The organism is Microbulbifer sp. CnH-101-G, from assembly GCF_052466775.1.
Genome location: NZ_CP174292.1, coordinates 1,303,410 through 1,326,531 on the forward strand (window position 1 = coordinate 1,303,410; position 23,122 = coordinate 1,326,531).

The 23,122-nt window shown below is 51.3% G+C and carries 18 protein-coding genes; 13 read left to right on the plus strand and 5 right to left on the minus strand.

The annotated features are described in order from the left end of the window. Positions 1–133: 133 nt before the first annotated feature. The gene (rlmKL, locus tag ACJJID_RS05890) at positions 134–2,332 is read left to right on the plus strand and encodes a bifunctional 23S rRNA (guanine(2069)-N(7))-methyltransferase RlmK/23S rRNA (guanine(2445)-N(2))-methyltransferase RlmL (protein ID WP_444921887.1); all 2,199 of its coding nucleotides are present in this window, start codon (positions 134–136) and stop codon (positions 2,330–2,332) included. Positions 2,333–2,538: 206 nt separating this feature from the next. Here the strand turns inward: rlmKL and ACJJID_RS05895 are convergent, their stop codons facing one another. Together ACJJID_RS05895 and ACJJID_RS05900 are read right to left on the minus strand one after the other, a co-directional pair. Continuing rightward, a complete protein-coding gene (locus tag ACJJID_RS05895; protein WP_444921888.1) occupies positions 2,539–4,908 on the minus strand; it encodes a bifunctional serine/threonine-protein kinase/formylglycine-generating enzyme family protein in 2,370 nt (789 codons plus the stop codon). 17 nt (positions 4,909–4,925) lie between these two features. Next, complete coding sequence (locus ACJJID_RS05900; protein ID WP_444921889.1) at positions 4,926–5,858, minus strand: PP2C family protein-serine/threonine phosphatase; 933 nt, start codon at positions 5,856–5,858, stop codon at positions 4,926–4,928. 328 nt (positions 5,859–6,186) lie between these two features. On the opposite strand from ACJJID_RS05900, the gene ACJJID_RS05905 reads away from it, so the two are divergent. Together ACJJID_RS05905 and ACJJID_RS05910 are read left to right on the plus strand one after the other, a co-directional pair. Next, entirely contained in the window at positions 6,187–7,065 is an 879-nt protein-coding gene (locus tag ACJJID_RS05905; RefSeq protein ID WP_152453240.1) for an FHA domain-containing protein, read from the plus strand. Then, positions 7,065–7,322 (plus strand): glutaredoxin family protein, encoded by a 258-nt coding sequence (locus ACJJID_RS05910; protein ID WP_152453242.1) that lies wholly within the window; start codon positions 7,065–7,067, stop codon positions 7,320–7,322. The genes ACJJID_RS05905 and ACJJID_RS05910 overlap by 1 nt, the downstream gene beginning before the upstream one ends. 155 nt (positions 7,323–7,477) lie before the next feature. Here ACJJID_RS05910 and ACJJID_RS05915 read toward each other — a convergent pair whose 3' ends face one another. Next, positions 7,478–9,481, minus strand: coding sequence for a transglycosylase SLT domain-containing protein (locus ACJJID_RS05915; RefSeq protein WP_444921890.1), 2,004 nt, complete (start codon positions 9,479–9,481; stop codon positions 7,478–7,480). Positions 9,482–9,644: 163 nt separating this feature from the next. Here ACJJID_RS05915 and abc-f point away from each other — a divergent pair, with 163 nt between their 5' ends. Continuing rightward, positions 9,645–11,510: a ribosomal protection-like ABC-F family protein gene (abc-f, locus tag ACJJID_RS05920; RefSeq protein ID WP_444921891.1), complete on the plus strand. Its 1,866-nt coding sequence runs from the start codon at positions 9,645–9,647 to the stop codon at positions 11,508–11,510. Positions 11,511–11,572: 62 nt separating this feature from the next. Here the strand turns inward: abc-f and ACJJID_RS05925 are convergent, their stop codons facing one another. Next, positions 11,573–12,016 (minus strand): universal stress protein, encoded by a 444-nt coding sequence (locus ACJJID_RS05925; protein WP_444921892.1) that lies wholly within the window; start codon positions 12,014–12,016, stop codon positions 11,573–11,575. Between the two features lie 145 nt (positions 12,017–12,161). On the opposite strand from ACJJID_RS05925, the gene ACJJID_RS05930 reads away from it, so the two are divergent. The 4 genes from ACJJID_RS05930 to ACJJID_RS05945 all read left to right on the plus strand — a co-directional run bounded on the left by ACJJID_RS05930 (position 12,162) and on the right by ACJJID_RS05945 (position 16,431). Further along, positions 12,162–12,686, plus strand: a complete 525-nt coding sequence (locus ACJJID_RS05930; RefSeq protein WP_444921893.1) for a hypothetical protein — start codon at positions 12,162–12,164, stop codon at positions 12,684–12,686. A gap of 214 nt (positions 12,687–12,900) precedes the next feature. After that, complete coding sequence (gene topA / locus ACJJID_RS05935) at positions 12,901–15,585, plus strand: type I DNA topoisomerase (RefSeq protein WP_444921894.1); 2,685 nt, start codon at positions 12,901–12,903, stop codon at positions 15,583–15,585. After that, a complete protein-coding gene (locus tag ACJJID_RS05940) occupies positions 15,586–16,074 on the plus strand; it encodes a DUF6586 family protein (protein WP_444921895.1) in 489 nt (162 codons plus the stop codon). Between the two features lie 102 nt (positions 16,075–16,176). After that, complete coding sequence (locus ACJJID_RS05945) at positions 16,177–16,431, plus strand: hypothetical protein (RefSeq protein WP_152453256.1); 255 nt, start codon at positions 16,177–16,179, stop codon at positions 16,429–16,431. Between the two features lie 92 nt (positions 16,432–16,523). Here the strand turns inward: ACJJID_RS05945 and lexA are convergent, their stop codons facing one another. After that, positions 16,524–17,129 carry a transcriptional repressor LexA gene (gene lexA, locus ACJJID_RS05950; RefSeq protein WP_444921896.1) on the minus strand — a complete coding sequence of 202 codons (606 nt, stop codon included), beginning with the start codon at positions 17,127–17,129 and terminating at the stop codon, positions 16,524–16,526. Between the two features lie 177 nt (positions 17,130–17,306). On the opposite strand from lexA, the gene ACJJID_RS05955 reads away from it, so the two are divergent. From ACJJID_RS05955 to ACJJID_RS05975, 5 genes are all read left to right on the plus strand, one after another. Beyond that, positions 17,307–17,954 carry an LOG family protein gene (locus ACJJID_RS05955; RefSeq protein WP_444921897.1) on the plus strand — a complete coding sequence of 216 codons (648 nt, stop codon included), beginning with the start codon at positions 17,307–17,309 and terminating at the stop codon, positions 17,952–17,954. A 210-nt stretch (positions 17,955–18,164) separates the two neighbouring features. Continuing rightward, positions 18,165–19,727: a class I adenylate-forming enzyme family protein gene (locus ACJJID_RS05960; RefSeq protein ID WP_444921898.1), complete on the plus strand. Its 1,563-nt coding sequence runs from the start codon at positions 18,165–18,167 to the stop codon at positions 19,725–19,727. A 491-nt stretch (positions 19,728–20,218) separates the two neighbouring features. Then, positions 20,219–20,851, plus strand: a complete 633-nt coding sequence (locus tag ACJJID_RS05965; protein ID WP_444921899.1) for a TetR/AcrR family transcriptional regulator — start codon at positions 20,219–20,221, stop codon at positions 20,849–20,851. Positions 20,852–20,885: 34 nt separating this feature from the next. Then, the gene (nagZ, locus tag ACJJID_RS05970; protein WP_444921900.1) at positions 20,886–21,902 is read left to right on the plus strand and encodes a beta-N-acetylhexosaminidase; all 1,017 of its coding nucleotides are present in this window, start codon (positions 20,886–20,888) and stop codon (positions 21,900–21,902) included. A 60-nt stretch (positions 21,903–21,962) separates the two neighbouring features. Continuing rightward, positions 21,963–23,087: a mechanosensitive ion channel family protein gene (locus tag ACJJID_RS05975; protein ID WP_172975356.1), complete on the plus strand. Its 1,125-nt coding sequence runs from the start codon at positions 21,963–21,965 to the stop codon at positions 23,085–23,087. The last annotated feature ends 35 nt before the right edge of the window (positions 23,088–23,122 follow it).

The window sequence follows — 23,122 nt, forward strand, 5'->3', positions numbered from 1 at the left end:
ATCGCGCCAGAAAGTCTGGCTCGCCGAGGAAGTTGCTGCCTTTCAGGTATCCCTCTCAGGCCGTTTGAAAATCTAATTCACGCCAACAGGCGTTGTATATACCCACTTATTGTGGGGTTATCGAGAAAAAGTTTTGACCGACTCACATATAGAAGAATTTAAGTTCACCGCGACCTGCCCGAAAGGATTGGAGAATCTACTTGTCGGAGAGCTGGAGTCCCTGGGTGCCAGGGTCCTTCGAGAGCAGCCCGCGGCAGTGCATTTTGCCGGTTCTTTGAAGCTGGCCTATCGCTGTTGCCTCTGGAGCCGTCTGGCCAACCGAATCCTACTGCAGCTTGATCAAGTGCGTATTAGCGGAGCTGAAGATCTCTATCGGGCTGTGGCGGCACAACCTTGGGAGCAGCATATTGGCCCCTCGGGGAAACTTTGGTTGCAGTTTTCGGGGACCAATCGAGAGATCCGAAACAGCCAGTTTGGCGCACAAAAGACAAAAGATGCCATCGTTGATCGCTTGCGGGAAAAAACCGGGGCGAGGCCCAGCATCGATAAGCACAATCCAGACTTAACCGTTGCCCTGCGACTGCAGCGGGATAAGCTGGATATTGCCATAGATCTGAGTGGGGAAAGCCTTCACAAGCGGGGTTATAGAACACATATCGGTGCTGCCCCGCTGAAGGAAAACCTGGCGGCGGCCCTATTGATGCGTACCCGCTGGTCGCAGATTGCGGAGGAGGACGGGGCCCTTTTGGATCCCATGTGTGGCTCAGGCACTATTTTGATTGAGGCGGCCATGATGGCTGCAGATATCGCCCCGGGTCTATTCCGCGAAAGCTTTGGTTTCGAGCGCTGGCTCAACCACCAGAGCGATATTTGGAATGAGCTGCGAGAGGAAGCTTTGCAGCGCCGCGCCGCGGGTTTGGAAAAGCCTCTACCAGAAATTCGCGGTTACGATGCTGATGCCAGGGTGCTATTTGCCGCCGAAGGTAATATCGCCAGGGCGGGATTGGAGCGGCAGGTGAGGGTGAGTTGTCGGCCGGTTGCGACATTCAAGGTTCCGAGTCACAGAGAGGTCAATGTTGGCCTGGTATTGACCAACCCACCCTATGGTGAGCGCCTTGGAGAGCAAGAGGCTCTGCGGGAAACTTACGCGGAGTTGGGGCGGCAGCTGAAGGCAGAATTCCCCGGTTGGTTGGTGGGAATTTTTACCGGTAATCCTGAGCTAGGCTATTCCACTGGCCTGCGCTCCCACAAGCACTACCAGCTATATAACGGCACAATTCCAAGCCAATTACTGCTGTTTCAAGTGCGCGAACAAAATGAGCAAAGCGAAACCGCGCAAAAGGAGCGTAAGCTTTCCCCGGAAGCCGAAATGGTGGCCAACCGCCTGCGTAAGAATTTACGCACCACGGGTAAGTGGGCCTCCAGAAATGGTATTGATTGTTTTAGGCTTTACGATGCTGACCTGCCTGAATATGCCGCTGCGGTGGACTTATATCGAACCCAGGATGGGGACCTGTATGCACATCTGCAAGAGTACCGGCCACCGGCCAGTATTGATGAAAACAAGGCGCGAAACCGATTAAGAGATTTGATGCGGGCTGTGCAATTTGTTTTGGAGTTGCCCAGGGGGAAAATTAGTATCAAGGAGCGCCGTCGCCACAGCCATAAAAGCGGGCAGAAGGGCGCCAGTCAGTATCAAAAGCAGGCTGATGCAGGGGCTAGCCTACAAGTACAGGAGTACGGCGCTGAGTTGGAAGTGGATTTGTGGCGTTACCTGGATACTGGGCTGTTCCTGGACCACCGCCCGGTGAGAAAGTACCTGCGTGAAATGTCCTCGGGGAAAAAGTTTCTCAACCTATTTTGCTATACCGCGACTGCCACCGTGCAAGCGGCTCTGGGTGGCTGTGTGCAGAGTACCAGTGTGGATATGTCCAGAACCTATCAATCCTGGGCCGCGCGAAACTTCCGTGCAAACAGTATGGACCCCTATAAGCATCAATTGATAGAGGCGGATTGCCTGCAGTGGCTGGCATCGGCCCAGCAAAATCGTAAAGGGCATTACGACCTGATCTTCCTCGATCCCCCGAGCTTTTCCAACTCGGCCAAAATGCGAGGGGTGCTGGATATCCAGCGCGATCACGCCAATCTGATCAGCCAGTGCATGGCGCTATTGGCTCCGCAGGGCACTTTGATTTTTTCCAATAATTTGCGCAGCTTTAAAATGGATACGGCAGTTACTGAAGCCTTTGCTGTGCAGCCATTGCAGTTACTGGATAAGGATTTTCAGCGCAATCCCAAGATCCATAATGTTTGGGAAATACAGCGAAAGTAAAAGTAACTAGAAGCAGTTGCTAGCCTAGGGAATTATTGGAGTAGTGGAATAATGTGGCACAAGGATGTGTCGTGGCTACTGATCTCTATTGCCCCAGATTGAAATATCCATTGCAGTTTGCCACTACTTGAATGCTTTGACTCTGGTCGTGAAAAGTTGACGGCAGTGTCTTGGAGAGATTCTCAGTTTTTTAACTTGATCAAGCATCAATCAAGTTCCATTACAACGCGCATCCCCACATCCTTGGTGCGGCTATTTTCATCGAGACCCTTGCGATATTCCGCTCCGATTCTATTTGAGGGGTCCCGCATTGAGCCGCCGCGAACACTGCGTAACTGACAGTTTTTGATGTTCACGGGGGAGGGTGTGTTGCGGTTTTTATCGTAGCCGGGTTGATAGCAGTCCTGTACCCACTCAGCGACATTGCCCGCGGTATCGTACAAGCCAAATGGGTTGGCTTGGTAGTTTGCAACCGGCCCGGTTTTAATAGAGAAAAGGCTGTTAAATTGGCTATCGCATCCGCGCCTGCAATTGGCTTTTCCTCTTGCATCGCTACTTTTCCACCAAAAAGAGTGGTTTGTCCCAGCGCGAGCTGCATATTCCCACTCAGCTTCACTGGGTAGGCGATACTTTCTACCCGTCTCCTTTGAAAGCCACTGAACATAGCCTTGAGCATCCTGCCAAGAGATATTGATGGCCGGCCTTTCTCCACGGCCCCAACCGGCATCGCTGGGTTGCTTGGCATCTGTGGCCAGGGCAAAGCGATCATATTCTTCAAAAGTAATTTCGCGGGTTGAAATGGCAAAAGGTTTGGGAATATTTACCGGGTGTGCCGGGCGGCTGCTGCTGTGCTTATCACTGCCCATGGTAAATTCCCCCGAATCCACCACGATCATTTGTGGCCCCCGGCCGCCAGAGGAGAGCGTTGAGCGTATTTTCTTCCCGGCAAAGTAGGCCTTTTGCAGTTTTACTGAAAGCTGGAGATCCTGATCTCCAATGCTAATCCAGCGCCGATAATGGTTATAACCAGGCTTGCTGACTTCCACATCGTATTGCCCTGGCTCCAGTTGAATGCCAGGCTGATAGCGGGGGGCAATATTCATTATGCGTATGCGCGCATCCTCAGGCTCGGGCGCTACTGTAAAGGCAAATGTTGGTGTAGTGCTTGGTGCTTCTGGCGGTTTCTCGGAAGTGTCGGCAGAGATTTGAGTCGTTAAATCGGTTGATACCGGTAATTGAACAGACTGACTTGATTGAGGCAGTTTGAGAGGACCCCCTTGAGAGATAGTCTTAGGGCTGGTTAGTTTTTGTGCATGTTCTGGCAGTTTTTCTGAGACTGCACCTGCCATATTGGTTTGTTGTTTACCTAGCTTATCGGTGCTGGTAATAGAATCGGGGATAAGGATGTTAGCGTCATCCGTTAATGTGATGCTGCCCTGCTGGGGTGCCTTGTTGTCCAATACACTAAAAACACTCCAGCCTAAAATTAGAGTAATGGCGGTGATAGCACTTAAAGCCCATGGACGTTTGTGTTTTACCGGCTCACTGACCAATTGCCTTAGGCGTATAAGGGTATCCTGATCTTTACGCGCAGGCCCAAGTTGCTGGGGGTTGCCCTGTCTAAGTTGCCAGGTCTTGATAAAGCGTTCGCGGAGGCTGCTGAAAAGAGTAAGGAAAAGTGCTCGTGCCAGGCTGGATACACCGATAGAGGTGTTGTTTAACTGGCTGATTTGCTGGCTTGGTTTACCTGCCAAGGTGGCAACCAGCTGATCGGCCGCATCGGCAACCTCCAGGCCCCGTTGAAATCGTTTTGACGGATCTTTGGCTAGGGCGCGGTCAATAATCGACTGGTACAGCGCGTGCCGCGCAGACAGTTTTGGTATGGGATCGGTCAAGTGTTTGATAGCAATAGCCACTGCTTCCTCGGCCTGGTAGGGTACGACGCCGGTTAGCATTTCATAAAAAACCACGCCAAGGCTGTAGAGGTCTGCGCGACCATCAATGGCGTTACCCCTGGCCTGTTCGGGGCTCATATAGTGGGGTGTCCCCACAACCATGCCGCTATTGGTCATTCTCGTGGTATGTGCCACTGCGCGAGCCACACCAAAATCACTCAATACGGCGGAACCGTCTTCCCGAAAAAGTATATTTTCCGGTTTCAAATCCCTGTGTACATACCCCTTGCTGTGGGAGTGATCCAGGGCCATGGCAATTTGTCGCACCACGTTCAGAGCTTCCAGTGGCTCCAGGGGTCCTTTGGCGAGTCTCTCCGCAACCGATCCGCCAGACATATAGTCCATGGCGATATAGTTCAGGCTGCGGTAGCGTCCAATATCGTGGATGCCGACAATATTGGGGTGTGAGAGTTGCCCGACAATATTGGCTTCTCGCTGGAATCGCTCGCTAAAGATTGGATCGGCATTGAGAACCGGCGACATAACCTTGAGGGCCACTTGACGACCCACGCTGCGCTGAATGGCCAGGTATACCGTGGACATGCCACCCTGGTTTATTTTTCGGAGAATACGATAACCGGGGATTTGCAGCGAGGAGTTGCCACTCTTGACGAGTTCCATGATGTGCTATCGCCCTGTTAAAGCAGCTGGGACAGTCCGCCTGCCAGTGCGGCAACAGCCCCGCAAGCGGCAAGCAAAATCAGTAGCGGGCGCCACCTTCTGTTATTGCGGCTTGTGTCGATATTTCCGTTTTGCGTGATGCTATCGGGAGATTGCTTCGAAATGCTTGGGGGAGAGGCAATGGCTGGAGCTTCGATGATTTGAATGGTGATATTGTCTTTGCCGCCGGCGTCGAGGGCTGCGTTGATGAGAAGTTCGACTGCTTGGTGAATATTGGTATTTTCTGAAATGATCCGGCTTATTTTCTCATTGGGGACTTCAGAACTGAGGCCATCGCTGCAAAGTAGAATTTTCTGTCCGGCGCTCCAACGATAGGAAACTCGATCAACTTCGAGCTTTGGGTTGGTGCTACCGCCAATACATCGGGTAATAACGTGGCGATTGGGGTGACTTGCGGCTTCTTCGGAGTTGATGGCGCCAGAATCCATCAGCATTTGAACATAGGAGTGGTCACTGGTTAGTTGACTGAACTCCCCGTTTTTATCGCCAGGTGTCCACAGATAAGCCCGGCTATCTCCAACCCAATAGATGTGATAGTAATCCCCTTCCTCGGCAAGCACCACCGCGGTGGATCCCATATTGGCAGTGCTGTGTTCATCGCCGAGCAGTAGGGCATGGGCTTTTTGTAAGGCCCGTTCATAATGGCGGTCGGTTGCGGCGCACTGTTGAATTTCCTCGACAACAGTCTGGCTGGCAATCTCTCCGGCGTGGTGGCCGCCCAAACCATCGGCGACAACCCAAATGCCCTCTGCTTCATCGGCCCAATAGGCATCTTCGTTCTGCTCACGCCGGTAACCGGGATGAGTGGCGCCAGCGCTACGTGTAGCACTTGGGGTGCGTTGAACTGCTTCGCTGTGCCGCGATACTTCGCGTACTTTGGCTTCACTCACTGGCGTGCAACTACCTGTTATGGTTTCTTATCGTAACTGACGGTGATAGCCGCTTCGGCAAAAGCCCGTCTTTTCCCTGTCGTGCTGCAAGTGTACTTTACCCAACGACACCTGCGGCAGCTGAATAGGTCATCCTTGCCTGAGCTGGATATTAGACCTTTGCGCCATTGTAAGCTGCAAACCCAATCACACGCTAATGATATTGCCCGTGTTAAACTCGGCTCGATCCTTCAATCTGCAAATTTTTTCAGGTTATACAGTTAATTGGGACTCCCACCTTATTTAGGATGCCCCATATTCAATCTCCTTAGGGCGAGGAGCGCGACCGATGCTCAAACTTTGTGATGTAAACGATTCGGGCCAAAGTGTTTGGCTGGTGGCCCCTGGTGTGACGGTGGGGCGCGATCAAGGATGCGACCTATGTTTACCAGATGACTCTATAGCGAAGTTGCATTTGAAGATTGCGATTAAAGGGGATCAGTTGACTCTGGGAAATGTTTCCGGTGGTTCTCAAGTACTAGTTAACGGTAAGTCAGTCGCTTCAGCCTGCCATTTAAAACTGAATGATCGGATAACAATTGGGTCCCGAACACTGCAAATTGTCGACCCCAAGGTGACGAAGCTCAGTTCAAGCAAGGCTAAAAATGTAGCCTGGGCATTGCGGGCAAATCACAAGGCTATAGCTGGAAAAGTATTTCCTGTTAAAGGTGGGGCAGTGGTGGGGCGCTCTGAGGAGTGTGATATCACTTTTTCACTTTCGCATCTCTCGCGCCGTCATGCGCGGATGGAAGTGCGAGAGGGATTGCTGTTCGTGATTGATCTCGGCTCGGCCAATGGTACTTTCGTCAATGGTCGGCGAATTACGGAGAGTCGTGTGCGGCGGGGGGATGAGTTGCGGTTTGATTCGTTGAGCTTTTCCGTTGTGGGCCCTGCCGATGACCTCGATCGCACTGCAGTGCGTCCGGCAATCTCTTCACATTTAATGAAATCCTCCCGGCTTGCTTCAGGCGAAATCGCTGCTGAAGATGTCACTCAACGTTCCTTTGCGGTGCCCATTGGTGAACAGCGGGAGGAAGCGCCAAATATGGTGGAGTCTTTGGAAGGGGAGCCCAAGCCCAGCATTTCCATGAAAGCGATGGGGCTAGCTGTTTTGTTAATCGCGGGTGCTGCTGGTTACTTTTGGTTAAATACTTTGGGGGTATTTTAATGAGCGCCCCCCGTGAATTGCTGTTGTATACCACCCTTGGATGTAGCCTGTGCGAGAAAGCCAAGTTGGAAATATGGCCCTTGCTAGAACAGTTTGGGTTGCGCTTGCGGGAGGTGGATATTGCCGATGATGATAGCTTGTTCGAGCGCTTTAGCTTACTGATTCCGGTAGTAGGCTTGGGTGATCCTGAAGACACTTGTGCCTGGCCTTTCGAGCAATCACAACTGCGAGCATGGCTGGCAAAACGGATCAGCTGAATAGGCACCTATAAATAGGGACCTCTGAATTATTAAGAAATCTCTTTTCATTCTGAAGCCCTCCCCTTAAAAGGGCTTCAGAATGAATCTCATTTTCCGCAAAAACGAGCCACATAAAGGCTGCACAAGGAATCTTCAAGCTTCACAAAAGATTCCTAAAGCTTATTGCTTGCTTCATTTGCCCTAAGTAGCTGTAGCTTGGTGCCACTTCGATAGGCATAAATTACCGTATACGCGAGTACATTTTGCACATAATTTCTGGTTTCACTATAGGGAATGGTCTCTATCCAGACGTCGTGTGGAAGCTGTTGACGGGTCTCTTTTAACCACTTTGCGACCCGTGTTGGCCCCGCGTTGTAAGCCGCTGCGGCGAGGAAGCGGTTGTTATCGAAGCGATTTAACAGAGTGCTCAGATAAAAACTGCCCAGGGCAATGTTGGTTTTGGGGCTGAGAAGATCCCAGCTGCGTCGATAGCGAACTCCGGCGCGTTTCGCTGTTGCACGGGCGGTGGAGGGGAGCAATTGCATCAGGCCCAATGCGCCAGACCGTGATTTGGCATCGTGGCTGAAGTGGCTTTCCTGACGGGCGACGGCAAAAATCATATAGGGCTCTAAGGGGGCGCTCTGCCGTCCGATCTGCTCACTTACGCTTGTTACTATATCGGCAAAGGCCAGGGGAAAGCGGAGCTCCAGGTCATCCAGGTAGTCCGCCGCAAGAACCGACTGTATGGATTTGTGATACCACCCCCAAGCACTGGCTACTTTTCCTGCAGCTAAAAGTTCCCCGTGGTCCATCTCCCGAGTGGCGTAGCTCCATTCCCGACGGGCGTGGAATAACTCACCAATAGCCTGAAGCTCACGAGCTCTTTGCAAATCGGCACGCTGGGCCATCTGCTGCACTTGCACTGGTGTGATTGGAGCGGGCCGGTCCACAAAGCTGTAGTTTTGCCCGAGGGCATCGGCGGCAAGAAAACCGTAATAACTGCGCTCGCGCGCAGCTTTCCGATACAGTAGGGAGGCGGCTCCAGATTGAGCTTTACCGTAGACTTCTTCCAGTGAGCGGGCTTTCCAATAGAGCCAGCGGTCACGCTGCTGTCGTTCAGCAGGTAGGCGGTCTATCCAGAAGGCAACCCGCTCCCAATCAAGTTCGCGCAAAGACTGTCGTGCCAGCCACTCAATGGAATAGCCATCATCAATGGTGTGATTCTTAGTTAGCTGCAATAGTCCCTGGATATTGTCTTGCCGAGCAAATTGACGTGCCAAGTGGCGAAGCATATCCACCTGTTCATCATCGCTAAAGAGGAGGCTTGCACTATAGCGCTGCCATGCTTCCTCGGCGATTGCGGCGTCTTTTCGAGCTAGGCGATGCAGTCCATGCAGGATAATTTCCCTATTTTGATTGGGCGCCTGTAGAAAGCGAGAGTAGTTGAGAAGGCTTTTGGGGGATCTATGCACTTCCCTCAGCACAGTAGCTCTCTGCACATAGGGCTCGTCCATTTTCCTGGCGATATAAGAAGCTAGCTCCAGATTGCCCTCCTTCAGTGCGAGCAGGTGGCGGGCCCAGGTTTTCTCCTGAGTGAGACCACCATTTCGCATCCAGTGTGCGAATACAGGGTCGCACTCTTCAGCCTGGGAGTGGCCGACGAGCCAGAGTTCGGTGGTAACTTGATCGGCTTTTTCCTTGCTTCCATGGCGAAACAGAGCGTCGGCGTAATAACAGCGAAGTGCCGCGCGGCGGTGTTTTTCAGGTTGGTAGTATTTCAGGTAGGTTTTGAATTGGCGCTGTTGCCCAAGCTCTCTAAGTATCCTAATGCGCATCCAGTCGCCGATAGCAGTTCCCTGATTCTCTACAAGAAAAAGGTCAATCTCTTTAACCGGTAATTGGCGCAATTTTCTGCTAATTGCCCAGTAGTCCAGGTAAGGGGCCAAGGGGTAATAGGTTAATTTGGCTTTCAACCGCTCTAGCTGCTTCTTGTTGCCGTGTTTGATGGCAAGCCTTGCTTGTTGTAACAGCTGACGCTGGCTGGATGTCTCAGAAGACGACTCTTCTTGTTGAGTCAATTCTTTTGCGGGTTCCAGTGGTGCTGCCTGGGCGCCGAGGCAGGCCCAGATTAGCAGGGGAGCGAATAACTGGGGGAGTCCCCTTGTGCTAACTGACATGACAGTAACCCCGATATTGAGTCTGTTCGCGCAAGTTTATGAGACGGCTTGGCAAAAAAGCGTAAAATAGCGAATTTTTCACAGGACCCGAAGCGGCAATTTTCGTTTCATTCATCTTTCTAGCGAGAATGTTAACCGGGTCTGTTAATTGTAGTGCCTAATTATGTTGCTTCTATTGGATGGGGTCAGTCTGCGTTACGGGGCCCAAATTCTTGCTGATAATGCCAGTGCAAAAATTGAGCGGGGTGATCGTATTTGTCTTGTGGGGCGCAATGGGGAGGGTAAGTCCAGCCTATTGCGCCTGATTGCCGGGCAGGTGGACCCCGATGCAGGGGAGATCGTTCGCGCTAGTGGGATGGTTATGGCAACTCTTGAGCAGGAGCTGCCTGCCGACTGTCTCGACACTGTCTACTGCTATGTGGCTGAGGGGTTGGGGCCTATAGGAAGGGTGTTGGCCGGCTATCGGCAAACCCCTACGGCTGAGCTGCAGAGCAAAATTGAAGCAGAGCACGGCTGGGAACTCTTGCCCAGAGTCGATAGTGTACTCGATCGTCTCGGATTGAATCCGGATGAATTGGTGGCCGATCTCTCTGGTGGTTGGCAGCGCCGCGCAGCCCTTGCCCGGGCATTGGTTACAGAGCCAGACCTACTTATTCTCGATGAGCCCACCAACCACTTGGATATTGCCGCAGTGGAGTGGCTGGAGGGTTTCCTCGATACTTTTAGAGGTGCCTTACTATTCGTCAGTCACGACCGTGCTTTGGCACAGCGCTTGTCCCGCACAGTGTGGGATCTGGATCGGGGGTATCTGCGTGTTTTTCGCTGCGAATTTGAGCGATACCAGGAGGAAAAGGAAAAACTTTTAGAAGAAGAGGCCAGAAATGAGGCGTTATTCGATAAAAAGTTAGCCCAGGAGGAGGCCTGGATTCGCCAGGGGATCAAGGCAAGACGCACCCGTAACGAGGGGCGTGTGCGTGCTTTACAAGGACTTAGGCGCCAGCGGGAAGCGCGCCGTACGCAGCAGGGTATTGCCCGGATGTCCCTCGATAGTGGTGAAGTGTCCGGTAAGCTGGTGGCCGAGCTGAGCAATGTTACCTTTGCCTACTCCAATGAGGCCCCCTTAATTCGCAACCTCTCATTTACCTTGATGCGCGGTGACAAGGTGGGGTTGATTGGCCCCAATGGTGTCGGCAAAAGCACACTGATCCGAGTGCTGCTTGGAGATCTCCAGCCGCAGTCCGGGAATGTCCGTTTGGGCACCAAACAGCAGGTCGCCTACTTTGACCAGCGTAGAGACCAGCTTAATCCTGAGCTCACCGTGCTGGACAATGTTGCCGAGGGGCGCGATTCGGTCACTATTGGCGGTAAAAGCCGTCATATTATGTCTTATCTGTCGGACTTTCTCTTTAGCGGTTTGAAAGCGCGCACTAAGGTCGGTGCCTTGAGTGGAGGTGAGCGCAACAGAGCTCTCCTGGCAAAATTGTTCAGTCAACCAGCCAATATTTTGGTGCTCGATGAACCGACTAATGACTTGGATGTGGAAACCCTGGAGCTGCTTGAACAATTGCTGTTGGAGTTCAGTGGCACTGTGATATTAGTCAGCCACGATCGCGCTTTTCTCGACAATGTTGTGGATTCGTGTCTGGCTTTTGAGGGGGATGGTCGCATCCGTGAGTATGTCGGTGGTTATGCCGACTTCATTCGCCAAGGAGGCCGTTTCGAGCAGGAGGTGAAGGAGAAAGAGGTTCCTGAGGCTAAGGTAAAACCCAAGCCGGCTGAAGCGGAAAAGTCGCAGACTAAGAAAAAGAAGCTCAGCTATAAATTGCAGCGTGAACTGGACAGCCTGCCGGCTTTGATTGAGCAGCTTGAAGAGGAAATTGGCACTATTGAGGCCGAGGTGGCCGATCCTGCTTTTTATCAGCAGGAGCAAGTCGAAGTGCAGAGCCGATTGAATGCACTTGCAGAGAAGCAGGCCCAATTAGAGACGGCTTTCGATCGTTGGTCGGAGTTGGAAGGGGGCGATGAATAAGGTTTGTGTATTTGGAAGAGGTGGTGCTTGGCACCACCTCTCGTGCTGTAAAGGAGAGGTGCTCACTCTTCCTCTACATAAACTCTTACGGCTAAAACATCGCACTTGGCGCCGTGAAGAACGCCATTAGATGTTGAGCCGAGAAGCAACGCCAGCCCGTGGCGCCCGTGGCTACCTATTACGATAAGGTCTATGTCGAGATCTTTGGCTAAGCGGTGTATCTCGGTGGATGGCTGCCCCAAAATAACATGCTGACGCTCAGCAGGGATATTCAGCGGTAGGGCCGCTTTGTGCAGTTGTTCCTTGGCTTGTCTTTGCAGCTGGTCTTGCACCTCCGACAAATCCATGGGGATATCTCCACCGTAGGCAAATGTCAGGGGTTCAATCGCATGCATTAAGCTGATTTCAGCGTTGAAAGCTTCAGCGAGAGTCGCTGCTTTCTCTATAACCTGTGACGACTCTTCCGAGAGGTCCAACCCCACCAAAATTCGTTGATATTTCGCCATATTCCATTAACTCCTGTCTTTTATTTTTGCCCTGAGGGGCCTCCTGCGACAGCCATTTTCAGTCTACCGTAAAAAAAACTGTTTGACATGGATCATATAGGGCGTCGCAGAATAGGCCGCTTTTTCATCATCGTAAGGAACCGACATGTCCGAGTGGCTACCGGTAATTATTATTGGCTTTGCTATTGCCCTGGTACTAGGGCCTGTGATGTGGCTGAAGCCCAATCAGCGCGATAGCCGCTTGGCGGATTTGCGAGGGCGTGCAGCTAAGGCGGGTATTACCGTGCAAATCCAGACCTTACCTGCGGCACTGGGAGAGGGGACCGCAGCGGTATATTGCTACCGATGGAATGATCGAAAGCGCCTGCAGGTTGGCTGGGCGCTGCAGCGCCAGCGCATCAATCATGAGATGAACTTTGCCGGCAATTGGGATTGGAGTAATAGCGATAAGGCGCCCCAGGCGGCATGGCAGTACTTACATCAGTTAGTGGATAGTTTGCCGTCAGATTGCTGTGCGATTATCGCGACCGATGTCGGATTGGGGGTGCAATGGCAAGAGAACGGTGGGGTAAAGGCTTTTTCACAGCTGTCTGACAGTTTGGCGGAGTACGCACCATTAATAGAGGAAGCAGTGCGCAGGACCAATCCGATCAAGCTCCCTGAGGACTAGGGTGGCAGGCGTTTTAGAGGGCTGCCCAAATAGGGAAAAATGTCACAATTTTGCTCCTTTTGGGTGGTGAAATTTGGCGAATCGACAGCAAAAATTGTCAGCTTCCCTTGACCCCGCCCCTAGTGGAGCTTATATATTCGCGCAGCGCGGGCCCGAACTACGGGTCTGAAATGCTTCGGATAGCAGTAAATTTTTCATTTGAAATCAAAGGCTTATGGGTAAATCACTGGTCATCGTCGAATCGCCGGCCAAAGCGAAAACTATCAATAAATATCTCGGCAAGGACTTTGTGGTTAAGTCCAGCGTCGGTCATATTCGCGATTTGCCAACTGGTGGCGGCAACAAACAGCCCGTTGATGCAAAAGAGCGGGCAAGACGTGCGGCTGAGACCCGTAAACTTTCCCCTGAGGCGAAAGAGGTCTACAAGCGTAAGAAAAATCGTGAGCAACTGATCAAGCGCATGGGGATTGACCCAGATAATGGCTGGCAGGCTCACTATGAAATTCTACCGGGTAAAGAGAAGGTGGTCAGCGAGCTGCAGAAGCTTGCCGAGAATGCCGATCACATTTACCTGGCAACGGACTTGGACCGCGAGGGAGAGGCCATCGCCTGGCATTTGCGCGAAGCGATCGGTGGTAATGATGAGCGTTATCGCCGGGTAGTTTTTAATGAGATTACCAAGTCCGCAATTCAGGAGGCTTTCAAGGACCCCGGCCGCCTGAATATTAATCGGGTTCATGCTCAGCAGGCCCGCCGTTTTCTCGATCGCATTGTGGGCTATATGGTGTCCCCGCTGTTGTGGGAAAAGGTTGCCCGCGGCCTTTCCGCCGGTCGGGTGCAATCGGTGGCCGTGCGATTGGTGGTTGAGCGCGAGCGTGAAATTCGCGCCTTTATCCCGGAAGAGTACTGGACGCTCTTCGCCGATACCGCCACAAACAAAGCGAACAAGCTCCGCCTTGAAGTTAAAAAGCAGGCTGGAGAAGCTTTCCGCCCCACCAATGAAGTCGACGCGAAAAGCGCGGTTAAATTGTTGCAGGGCAGTGATTTTGTTGTCAGTGCTCGTGATGACAAGCCTACGAGCTCCAAGCCAGGTGCCCCTTTTATTACTTCGACGCTACAGCAGGCGGCAAGCAATCGCCTTGGCTTTAGTGTTAAGAAAACCATGACCCTTGCACAGCGCCTCTACGAAGCTGGTCATATCACATACATGCGTACCGATTCGACCAATTTGAGCAAAGAGGCGGTTGAGTCGGCCCGGCAATATATCGGTGAGAATTTCGGCGATAAGTATTTACCGGAAAATCCCAATAGCTATAGCAGCAAAGAGGGGGCGCAAGAAGCGCACGAGGCAATACGCCCCTCCGATGTCCGTGTCGCCCCTAATATGCTTTCCGGTATGGAGCGCGATGCAGAGCGGCTTTACAACTTGATTTGGCAGCAGTTTGTTGCCTGTCAAATGACCCCGGCGAAATACACTTCAACCTCTATTGTGGTGAGCGCTGGTGAATTTGAGTTGCGTGCTCGCGGCCGGGTGATTCGCTTTGATGGCTTTCTCAAGGTCGCGCCTCCGGCAGGTAAAAAAGATGAGGATCTAGTACTGCCTGATGTGAAGGTGGGTGAAAAGCTCTCACTAGAGCAGCTAGACCCGAAACAGCACTTCACGAAACCGCCAGCTCGCTTTAGTGAGGCTGCCCTGGTAAAAGAGCTGGAGAAGCGCGGTATTGGCCGACCCTCGACCTATGCCTCGATCATTTCTACCATTCAGGATCGTGGCTATGTGCGGCTAGAGAACCGCCGTTTTTATGCGGAAAAAATGGGTGATATTGTCACCGACCGTCTCAGTGAAAGTTTTAAAAACCTGATGGACTACGGTTTTACCGCAAACCTGGAGGAATCCCTGGATGCGGTCGCCGACGGCGATAAAGGTTGGAAGCAGCTGCTTGATGAGTTTTATCAGGACTTCTCTTCGCGACTGGAAAAGGCTCAGTCCAGCGATGCGGGTATGCGTCGCAACACGCCGACGGATACCGATATTGAATGCAGTAAGTGCGGTCGCCATATGCAGATTCGTACGGGTTCTACCGGTGTTTTCCTGGGTTGCTCCGGTTATGCGCTGCCTCCTAAGGAGCGTTGCACCAATACAATGAATCTGGTTTCCGGTGATGAGGCGATAGACGCAGATAAGGATGAGGATGCAGAAACCCGTCAGCTGCGGGAGAAGCGCCGTTGTCCCAAGTGCGGCACGGCGATGGATAGCTATCTGCTCGATGAGCATCGCAAACTGCATATCTGTGGTAACAATCCGGACTGTAATGGATACGAGGTGGAGCAGGGCACGTTCAAAATCAAGGGTTATGACGGCCCGATTATTGAGTGTGATAAATGCGGGAGCGATATGCAGCTGAAGTCTGGCCGCTTTGGTAAATATTTTGGCTGTACTAATGAAGCTTGCAAGAACACCCGTAAGTTGCTGAAAAATGGCCAGCCGGCACCACCGAAGATGGATCCGGTGCCCATGCCTGAGTTGGCATGCCAGAAGGTTGAAGACCATTACATTCTCCGTGATGGTGCCTCCGGGTTATTCCTGGCTGCCAGTCAGTTCCCAAAAAACCGTGAGACCCGCGCACCGCTGGTCAAAGAGTTGCTACCTCACCAAAGTGAGATCGATCCCAAGTACAGTTTCTTGTTCTCTGCACCTGCACAGGATGATCAGGGACGGGATACCGTGGTTCGCTTTAGTCGCAAGACCCAAGAGCAATATGTCCAGTCCGAGGAGGATGGAAAGGCGACGGGTTGGAAGGCTTTCTATAGGGATGGCGCCTGGAAGGTTGAGGCGGCAAGTAAGTCTACTGCAGCGAAGAAAAAGCCTGCAGCGAAGAAAGTGGCGGCAAAAAAATAAATGAGCAATCCCTACACTGGCCTGGTTACATCCGCGCTACGCAAGAGCCAACTGCTTGCCACCAGTAGTTTTGACTCTGCTATTCAGCGAATGGCTCTTGAGGAAGGCGCCCTGTTGCAATTGTGGAAAGCTTACCGGGCCTTCCTAGCTGAGCTTTCCCATCAATTGCAACTGGGGTTTGAGCCTGAGTCCCTGCAGGTTATTGTGGATAGCCTGCACAGCCAGGGGAAAGCCAGCCTTGAAGTAAGGGAATTGCAGTTGTTGGTCTCAGAGCCGGGGAGTTGGCTGAGCGAGTTTTTACGCGCATGGCATCAACTCTTGCGGCTACCTCCGCTTGCGGAAGATAAGGGGCAGGGCGGCAATCTGATACCAGCGCACAATGTCGCGGGCCCTGTGGCTGTTGATCTTTCCTTCGAAGTGCTGCTCAAATGGCACGCTGCATTAAGTGAGTTGGTACGCAGGCAGCGTACCAATCTTGAGGAGTGCTGAGACTCCTCGCTCCCTTTCTGTCTATCTGTTTGCACCCACTGAAACTTCTAAATTGCCTGTGGTACACTGGGCGCAAACTGATGTGCAGTGAAGGGAAAGCTAATGTCCTCCGAAACTTTTGAAATTATCGAGTTGGCCAATGGCGATGTGGCTCTGCGCCGCGCCGGTCACGAGGAGGACCCTCTGGTGAGTATTCGTTTCTCAGCCGAGAGTCTCCAATTTTTACGAAAGCACAAAGTAGCAGTGGCTCGGGCAATGCTGGAAGCGGGCATAGAAGCCGTGCAGAATCTTGACGACCTGGAGCCTGGTTACTTCGAAGAGGAAGAATCAATGCCGGTTAACCATACGATTCATTGATCTAATCTATGGTAAGGTGAGCAGGTAAAAGTGTTTCAACAGCGGCTTAAAGCCGCTGTTGTTGTATATGGACATTGGTAAACTGTTTATTCTTAAGGGGTTTGGCGAATCACGCCCACCGCGAGTCCTTCAATTACAAAGTTCTTATCCCGCATATCCACCTGGATAGTCTCAAAGTCTTCGTTTTCGGGTAGTAGTTGCACAGTTGCCTGATTGCCTTTGCGGCGGAAGCGTTTAACAGTTACTTCATCATCAATCCGGGCAACCACAATCTGCCCATTTCTGACTTGCTCGGTTTTCTGCACGGCCAGCAGGTCCCCATCGAGAATACCTGCGTTGCGCATACTCATGCCATGCACCCTGAGCAAATAATCTGCCGGCGGGTGAAAGAAGCTGGCGGGCAGGTCGCAATAATCCTCTATATGCTCTGTGGCCAGAATAGGGTTGCCTGCAGCGACACGTCCTATGATGGGAAGACCGGATTGGTGATCTGGAATTCGAATGCCCCTGGAGGCGCCGGCGACCATCTCAATGGCCCCTTTTCTCGCCAATGCTTTGAGGTGTTCCTCTGCGGCATTGGGTGAGCGAAAGCCCAGTTCCTGGGCAATTTCTGCGCGGGTGGGGGGGTAGCCTGTGTCATCCAGGTAGGTTTTGATCAGCTCTAATACTTGAGTCTGACGTGCGGTGAGATTGGTCATAGATTTACCTAGAGTTTCTGTATTTTTATACAGTTGCTGGGATTATATACAGATTTTAGGTTTGCGCAAACCCGCTCCTTGCCTCGATTCAAGCTGCTACATTGATTAAGAAAACAGTGAGTGAAAAAAAGAGTAGTTGAAAGAGCTGACAGCACGAGAGAACAAGGGAGAACAATAATGCTTGATGCAAAGATGCCCGAGGCTTGGAGGGTTCTGCGTATACAGTCGGAATTAGTTGATGGGATTGAGCGTCTAATTGCACTAAAAGGGGCTGTAACGGTTTTTGGTGGCGCGCGTTTCACAGAGGATAGTTTGGAATACCAGCAGGGAGTAAAGCTTGGAGGGCTTTTGGCTGCCGAGGGGATACCGGTAATCACCGGTGGTGGCCCAGGCCTTATGGAGGCGTGTAATCGAGGGGCTTTTGGGCAGTCTGGCCCCTCAATTGGATTAAATATTGAACTCCCTTTTGAGCAGGCAGCCAATCCGTATCAGGATATTAGTTTGAACTTTCGTTATTTCTTTGTGCGGAAATTTATGTTTGTTAAGCATGCCGCCGGTTTTGTTGGCCTAGCTGGAGGCTACGGCACTCTGGATGAATTGTTTGAGGCCTTAACGCTTGTGCAAACACAAAAAGTAAGGCGATTTCCTATAGTGCTGGTTGGGGAGCGCTATTGGGGTGGGTTGTACAATTGGTTAGTGGATACAGTGCTGGAAAAAGGTTGTATTGATTCAGGTGATCTCGATTTATTCCATATCGTGGACACCGTTGAAGAGGCTGTACACTTGATTTTGAAGTATGTGCGCGGCAGAGAAAGTCAAAAATAATTTAAAAAATTGTAAGTTTCTGTTGGGGGTAAAGATGTTTGGCTATTGCCAATCGTATACTCTCCTTTGATCACCAGGTGCCAGTTTCAGCGGTTTGTAATGCGTGTCAGGCTGATTAATGAGCCTGCTATTATTCTTATATTTGATCGCTTGTAATTAGGGGTATTTTTACTTATTAGCTAGCCTGTATTCTCAATAGGACGCCAAACTGTGCCGATTTATGGAGACCCCCTACCAAAGCCCGCGGACTTGAAGAATCTCTTACAGGTCGCACTAGACAGTAAGCCAGATGAGATAGCACTACTTTGCGGCAGTCGAGCGTGGACCTGGCGAGAATTGCAAAGAGATATTGATACTTTGGCTGAGAGGCTGGTAGCGAAGGGTTTTCGTCAAGGTGAACGGTTTGCATCTTTGATGCCGAACCGAGGCGAAATGCTCATTTTTTTTCTCTCATGCATCAAGCTAGGGCTAGTTGCAGTTCCATTAAACTATCGCTACACCTCAGCCGAAATTGATCGTGCTCTTGAAGTGAGTGGCGCAGTAGCCTTGTGCGTAGGTGAGGAGCGTAGAGAGGATATTCGATCTAATAAATCTGTTGGCGGATTGAGTAAAGGTATTCTTATTTTTGAGAGTGCTCTTGAAAATACCTGGAATTTTGAAAGTTTGGTTGATTCTGGATTGCCAGCGGTTGGGCCTCCTTCATCAGATTTAGAGGATTGTGCATTCCTTTTCTTTACATCCGGCAGTACCGGAGAGCCGAAGGGTGTCACACACAGTCAGTTTTCTTTTGGGTCTATTGTGGCAAGTTTCGCTGCTGCTTTAAATCTATCACACAATGATGTTGTTTTACCTGGAGCCTCTATTGCACATGTGGGGTCACTTTCAACAGCCATGGCTGCATTTTCTGTAGGTGCAATGGTTGTCATTCCTCAAAGTTTTGAGGGGCCAGAAATTCTTTCCTTATTGCGATCTCACCGGCCAACTGTGCTGGTGATGATTCCCGCAGCTTTTATCTCGATGGAGCGCAACCATGATGCAAGGCGTGAAGACTTCGCGTCACTTCGATTGTGTGTTACTGGTGGTGATAAATTTCCGCTCAATCTTGCAGTTGAATTTGTCCGCAAGACTGGTCTGATGATCCAGGAGACTTATGGGCTCACAGAGGCTCCAGATTGCCTTTTCAATCCTTCCAGCTCAATAGAGAAGGCTGGGTCCGTTGGGAAAGTTTCCCCAGGTTATATTGCTTGCTTACGTGATGACGAGGGGAGGGAGGTTGCCTCTGATACAGATGGTAACCTCTGGCTCAGTGGAGCGCCGGTGATGACTGGTTATTGGGCTAATTCTGGAGTAACTCGAACGGTGCTTGAGAATGGCTGGTTTGATACCGGTGATATTATGCGTGTCGATTCTCATGGTTATTTTTGGTTTCGTGGTCGAAAAAAGCAGATTATCGTCCGAGATGGCTCAAACCTCTCACCCCAGGAAATTGAAGAAGCTGTTATGGAGCATCCAGCGGTTGATCTCGCTGGAGTAGTTGGCGTTCACAATGATCTTCATGGAGAGGATGTGTGGGCTTTTATTACGCTGAAGAGCGGTGTCACTGCGCCAAGTGTTGAGGGTGTTATTGATTGTGCGAGAGAGCGTGTCGGTTACAAGGCCCCTGAAGTGATAATAATCCTGGATAGTATGCCTCTCAATCCCACTGGCAAAATTGATAGGGCAGCACTAAAAAAGCTTGCAGGAGAACAATTATCGATTAGTCAAAAAAAGTGAATGCCGCGAAGTGGTTTGTCGCTACAGATTAAATTTTTTCAATTTATGGCTGTTTCGTAGGGTATTTTAGCTCTGCCTTAAAGGTTGTATTTTTAATTGATAGCTGCAATTCAGATGGACTTGGGCCGCAAAGATGGGTTGCCTCAGCCGTTTCTTTTGTTCATGTGTTCATGTGTTCATGAATTCATGTCTCTGAGTTGATTTAACCTTTCTTGGCCCCTCTATCTATCGGGTAGCCTCTCAAAGCACTTATCTTAAAGTTGCAGTATTCAGGCGGAGGTATTAGCAGTTGTTCTGCACCAGTGGTTATTACCTCTTGAACGATGTAGCAACACGTCAGTTTCAACTATGAGAAATTTTCTTTCCGCAGGCGCTTGCACGATGGTGATAAGCGATCAGAACCCCTAAAGGTGTTTTGTACAGTTCGACTGGCAGAGGAATATGCTAATCTGGCCAGAGTTAAACAACTGTTTTAAATGATGGTTTGATATATGAGCCAGACGGACACCGTTAGCCGGATACTGGACGCAGCTGAAGTGCTATTTGCCGAGCGCGGTTTTACGGAAACTTCTCTCAGAACGATTACGAGCACAGCAGGTGTTAACCTGGCGGCAGTCAATTACCACTTTGGCTCAAAAAAAGAGCTGATCCAGGCGGTCTTTGAACGCTTTTTGACCCCATTTACCGAGGCTTTAGAGTCAGAACTCGATCGGCGTATTGCTTCTGGTCAGCCGCTTAGGGTAGAGGGGCTATTAGAAAGCCTTTATAGGGTGGGGTTGGGCGGTTTGAGTGAGCGAGGGCTCGATCCGCAGCGCTTTATGCGACTGCTGGGGTTGGCCTACACACAGTTTCAGGGGCACTTACGTCGCTTTATAGTGTCTCGTTACGGTGAAAGTTACCGGCGCTTTGCCGGCCTGCTGGCTGAGGCCTTACCAGGGGTTGATCCCGTTACGTTCTACTGGCGCCTGTATTTCATGCTGGGAGCCACAATCTTCACCTTGTCGAGCTACGATGCCATAGAGGCTATTCTGAGAGAGGATTTTGGTGCTCAGAGTAGTTTGCCGGAAACCCTGGAGCGTCTTGTGCCGGCCGCTTCTGCGATGCTGAAGGTGGAGGCCAGTTAAGCCATAGAGCTGGTGAATATAAGAGGAATTGAATATGTCCGCATCACTTGGACCAGTGATGATTGATATTGAGGGGCAGGAGCTCACCAATGAGGATTGTGAGCTCTTACGTCACCCGCTTGTGGGCGGCTTGATTTTCTTTGCCCGCAATTACCGGGACCGCAATCAGCTGCAGGCGTTGATTGCCGATATTCGATCTATACGTCCGGAGATTCTCCTGGCTGTTGACCAGGAGGGGGGGCGGGTCCAGCGGTTTCGTGAGGGCTTTACTCGCCTGCCTTCCATGCAGAAATTATCTTTAGAGGCATCTGCAGCACAGTTGCTGGATGTGGGCTGGTTACTCGCTGCGGAGTTACTGGCGGTAGGGGTGGACTTCAGTTTTGCTCCCGTTTTGGATGCGGATGATAGTCATAGCCGGGTTATTGGGGATCGCAGTTTTTGTCCAGACCCCGGTCGCTTGGCAGCTATTGCGAGGCCATTCATTCAAGGAATGCATGAGGCCGGTATGGCCTCAACTGGCAAGCATTTTCCCGGGCATGGCCATGTATTGGAAGACAGTCATGTGGAGCTTCCACAGGATGAGCGGACTCTGGAACGGGTTATGGATTCCGATGCCTTGCCCTTCATTGAGCTTATTGGTATTGGTGAACTGGATGCTGTGATGCCTGCCCACATTCGCTTCGTCAACATTGATAGTCAGCCCGTGGGCTTTTCTCGATATTGGCTGAGGGATATTTTGCGGGGGCGACTCGGGTTTAATGGAGTCATCTTCAGTGACGACCTGTCGATGGAGGGGGCGGGTGTAGCCGGCGGTTATGGGGAGAGGATCCTAGCTGCACTGGAGGCGGGTTGTGATATGGGGGTGGTCTGTAACAATCGTGCCGGGGCTTTGGAGTCCCTCACTGGGCTACAGAATTTTAAGCCTGCAGCGGAGTCCATTGAACGTCTGAAAGCGATGCGCGGCAAGCCCTCAATCACCTCCTGGGCGGAACTTGAAAATAGTGAGCGCTGGCGTAGAACGCGCAGTTGGTTAGCTTCAATAATGCAGTAATTGAGATGTGCTGGCTTTTAACCCAACTGAAGCCTATTTGGGTGGAGTGGAGTCAGCTTTATGAGTGGAGGGGGAATCGTGGAGTCCGTAGAGAGTGTGCTGTTGTCCTGGCTGGGTGATAACCGGGTCTGGATAGTCTCTGTTTTTTTGATTGTATTGACTTCCGCATTGGCGGCATGGATTTTTGGGCGCTTTGTGCAAAAGCTGGCTGCCAGGGCTGAGAAGACCGTCAATCCTTGGGATGATGCGCTGGTAGGGGCTCTTTCCCCACCTGGGCAGGTATTAATCTGGCTACTGGGCCTGACGGTTGCCGCCCAGCGTGCGGGCCTAGCAACGGGGTCGGAGATTTTTTCCCTGGCAGAGCCCGCCCGCGAGATAGGTCTTATCCTGGTGCTCTCCTGGTTCGCCTGGCGCTTCTCCCACAGTGCGGAGCGCAACCTGTGTAACCCCCGCTACATTGGCAAACCGATGGATGCCACCACGGTTAGGGCCATTGGCAAGCTGGTGAGGGCTTCAATCGCCATCACCGCAGGCATAGTGATTATGCAGTTCCTGGGCTATAGCGTCAGCGGTGTTTTGGCTTTCGGTGGCATTGGCGGGCTGGCAGTCGGCTTTGCCGCTAAGGATTTGCTGGCGAACTTCTTTGGCGGTCTGATGATTTATCTGGACCGGCCCTTCGCGGTCGGCGATTGGATTCGCTCGCCGGACAAAGAGATAGAGGGCACCGTCGAGGACATTGGCTGGCGCTTAACCCGTATTCGCACCTTTGATATGCGACCGGTTTACGTGCCCAACAGCGTATTCACCCAAATATCTGTCGAGAATCCTTCAAGGATGCTCAATCGCAGGATTTTTGAAACTATTGGTATCCGTTACAAAGATGCCCATTTGATGGCGCAGATCGTGGCGGATGTTAAGAAAATGTTACAGCATCACCCGGAAATAGATGCCAACCGGACTCTTATTGTTAATTTTAATAGTTTTGCTGCCTCATCCCTGGATTTCTTTATATACACCTTTACCAGAACTACCGAGTGGGTGAGGTACCATGAAATCAAACAGGATGTTTTGTTGAATGTGCTCAATATTATTGAGCGCCATGGCGCCTCCTGTGCATTCCCGACCTCAACAGTTCATATTGCCGATATTCCTTCATTAGCGCGTGAAGCCGCGTTAGACAGTTGAGTATTGGGAGTGCGATAAGGTACAAATGTTTAGTT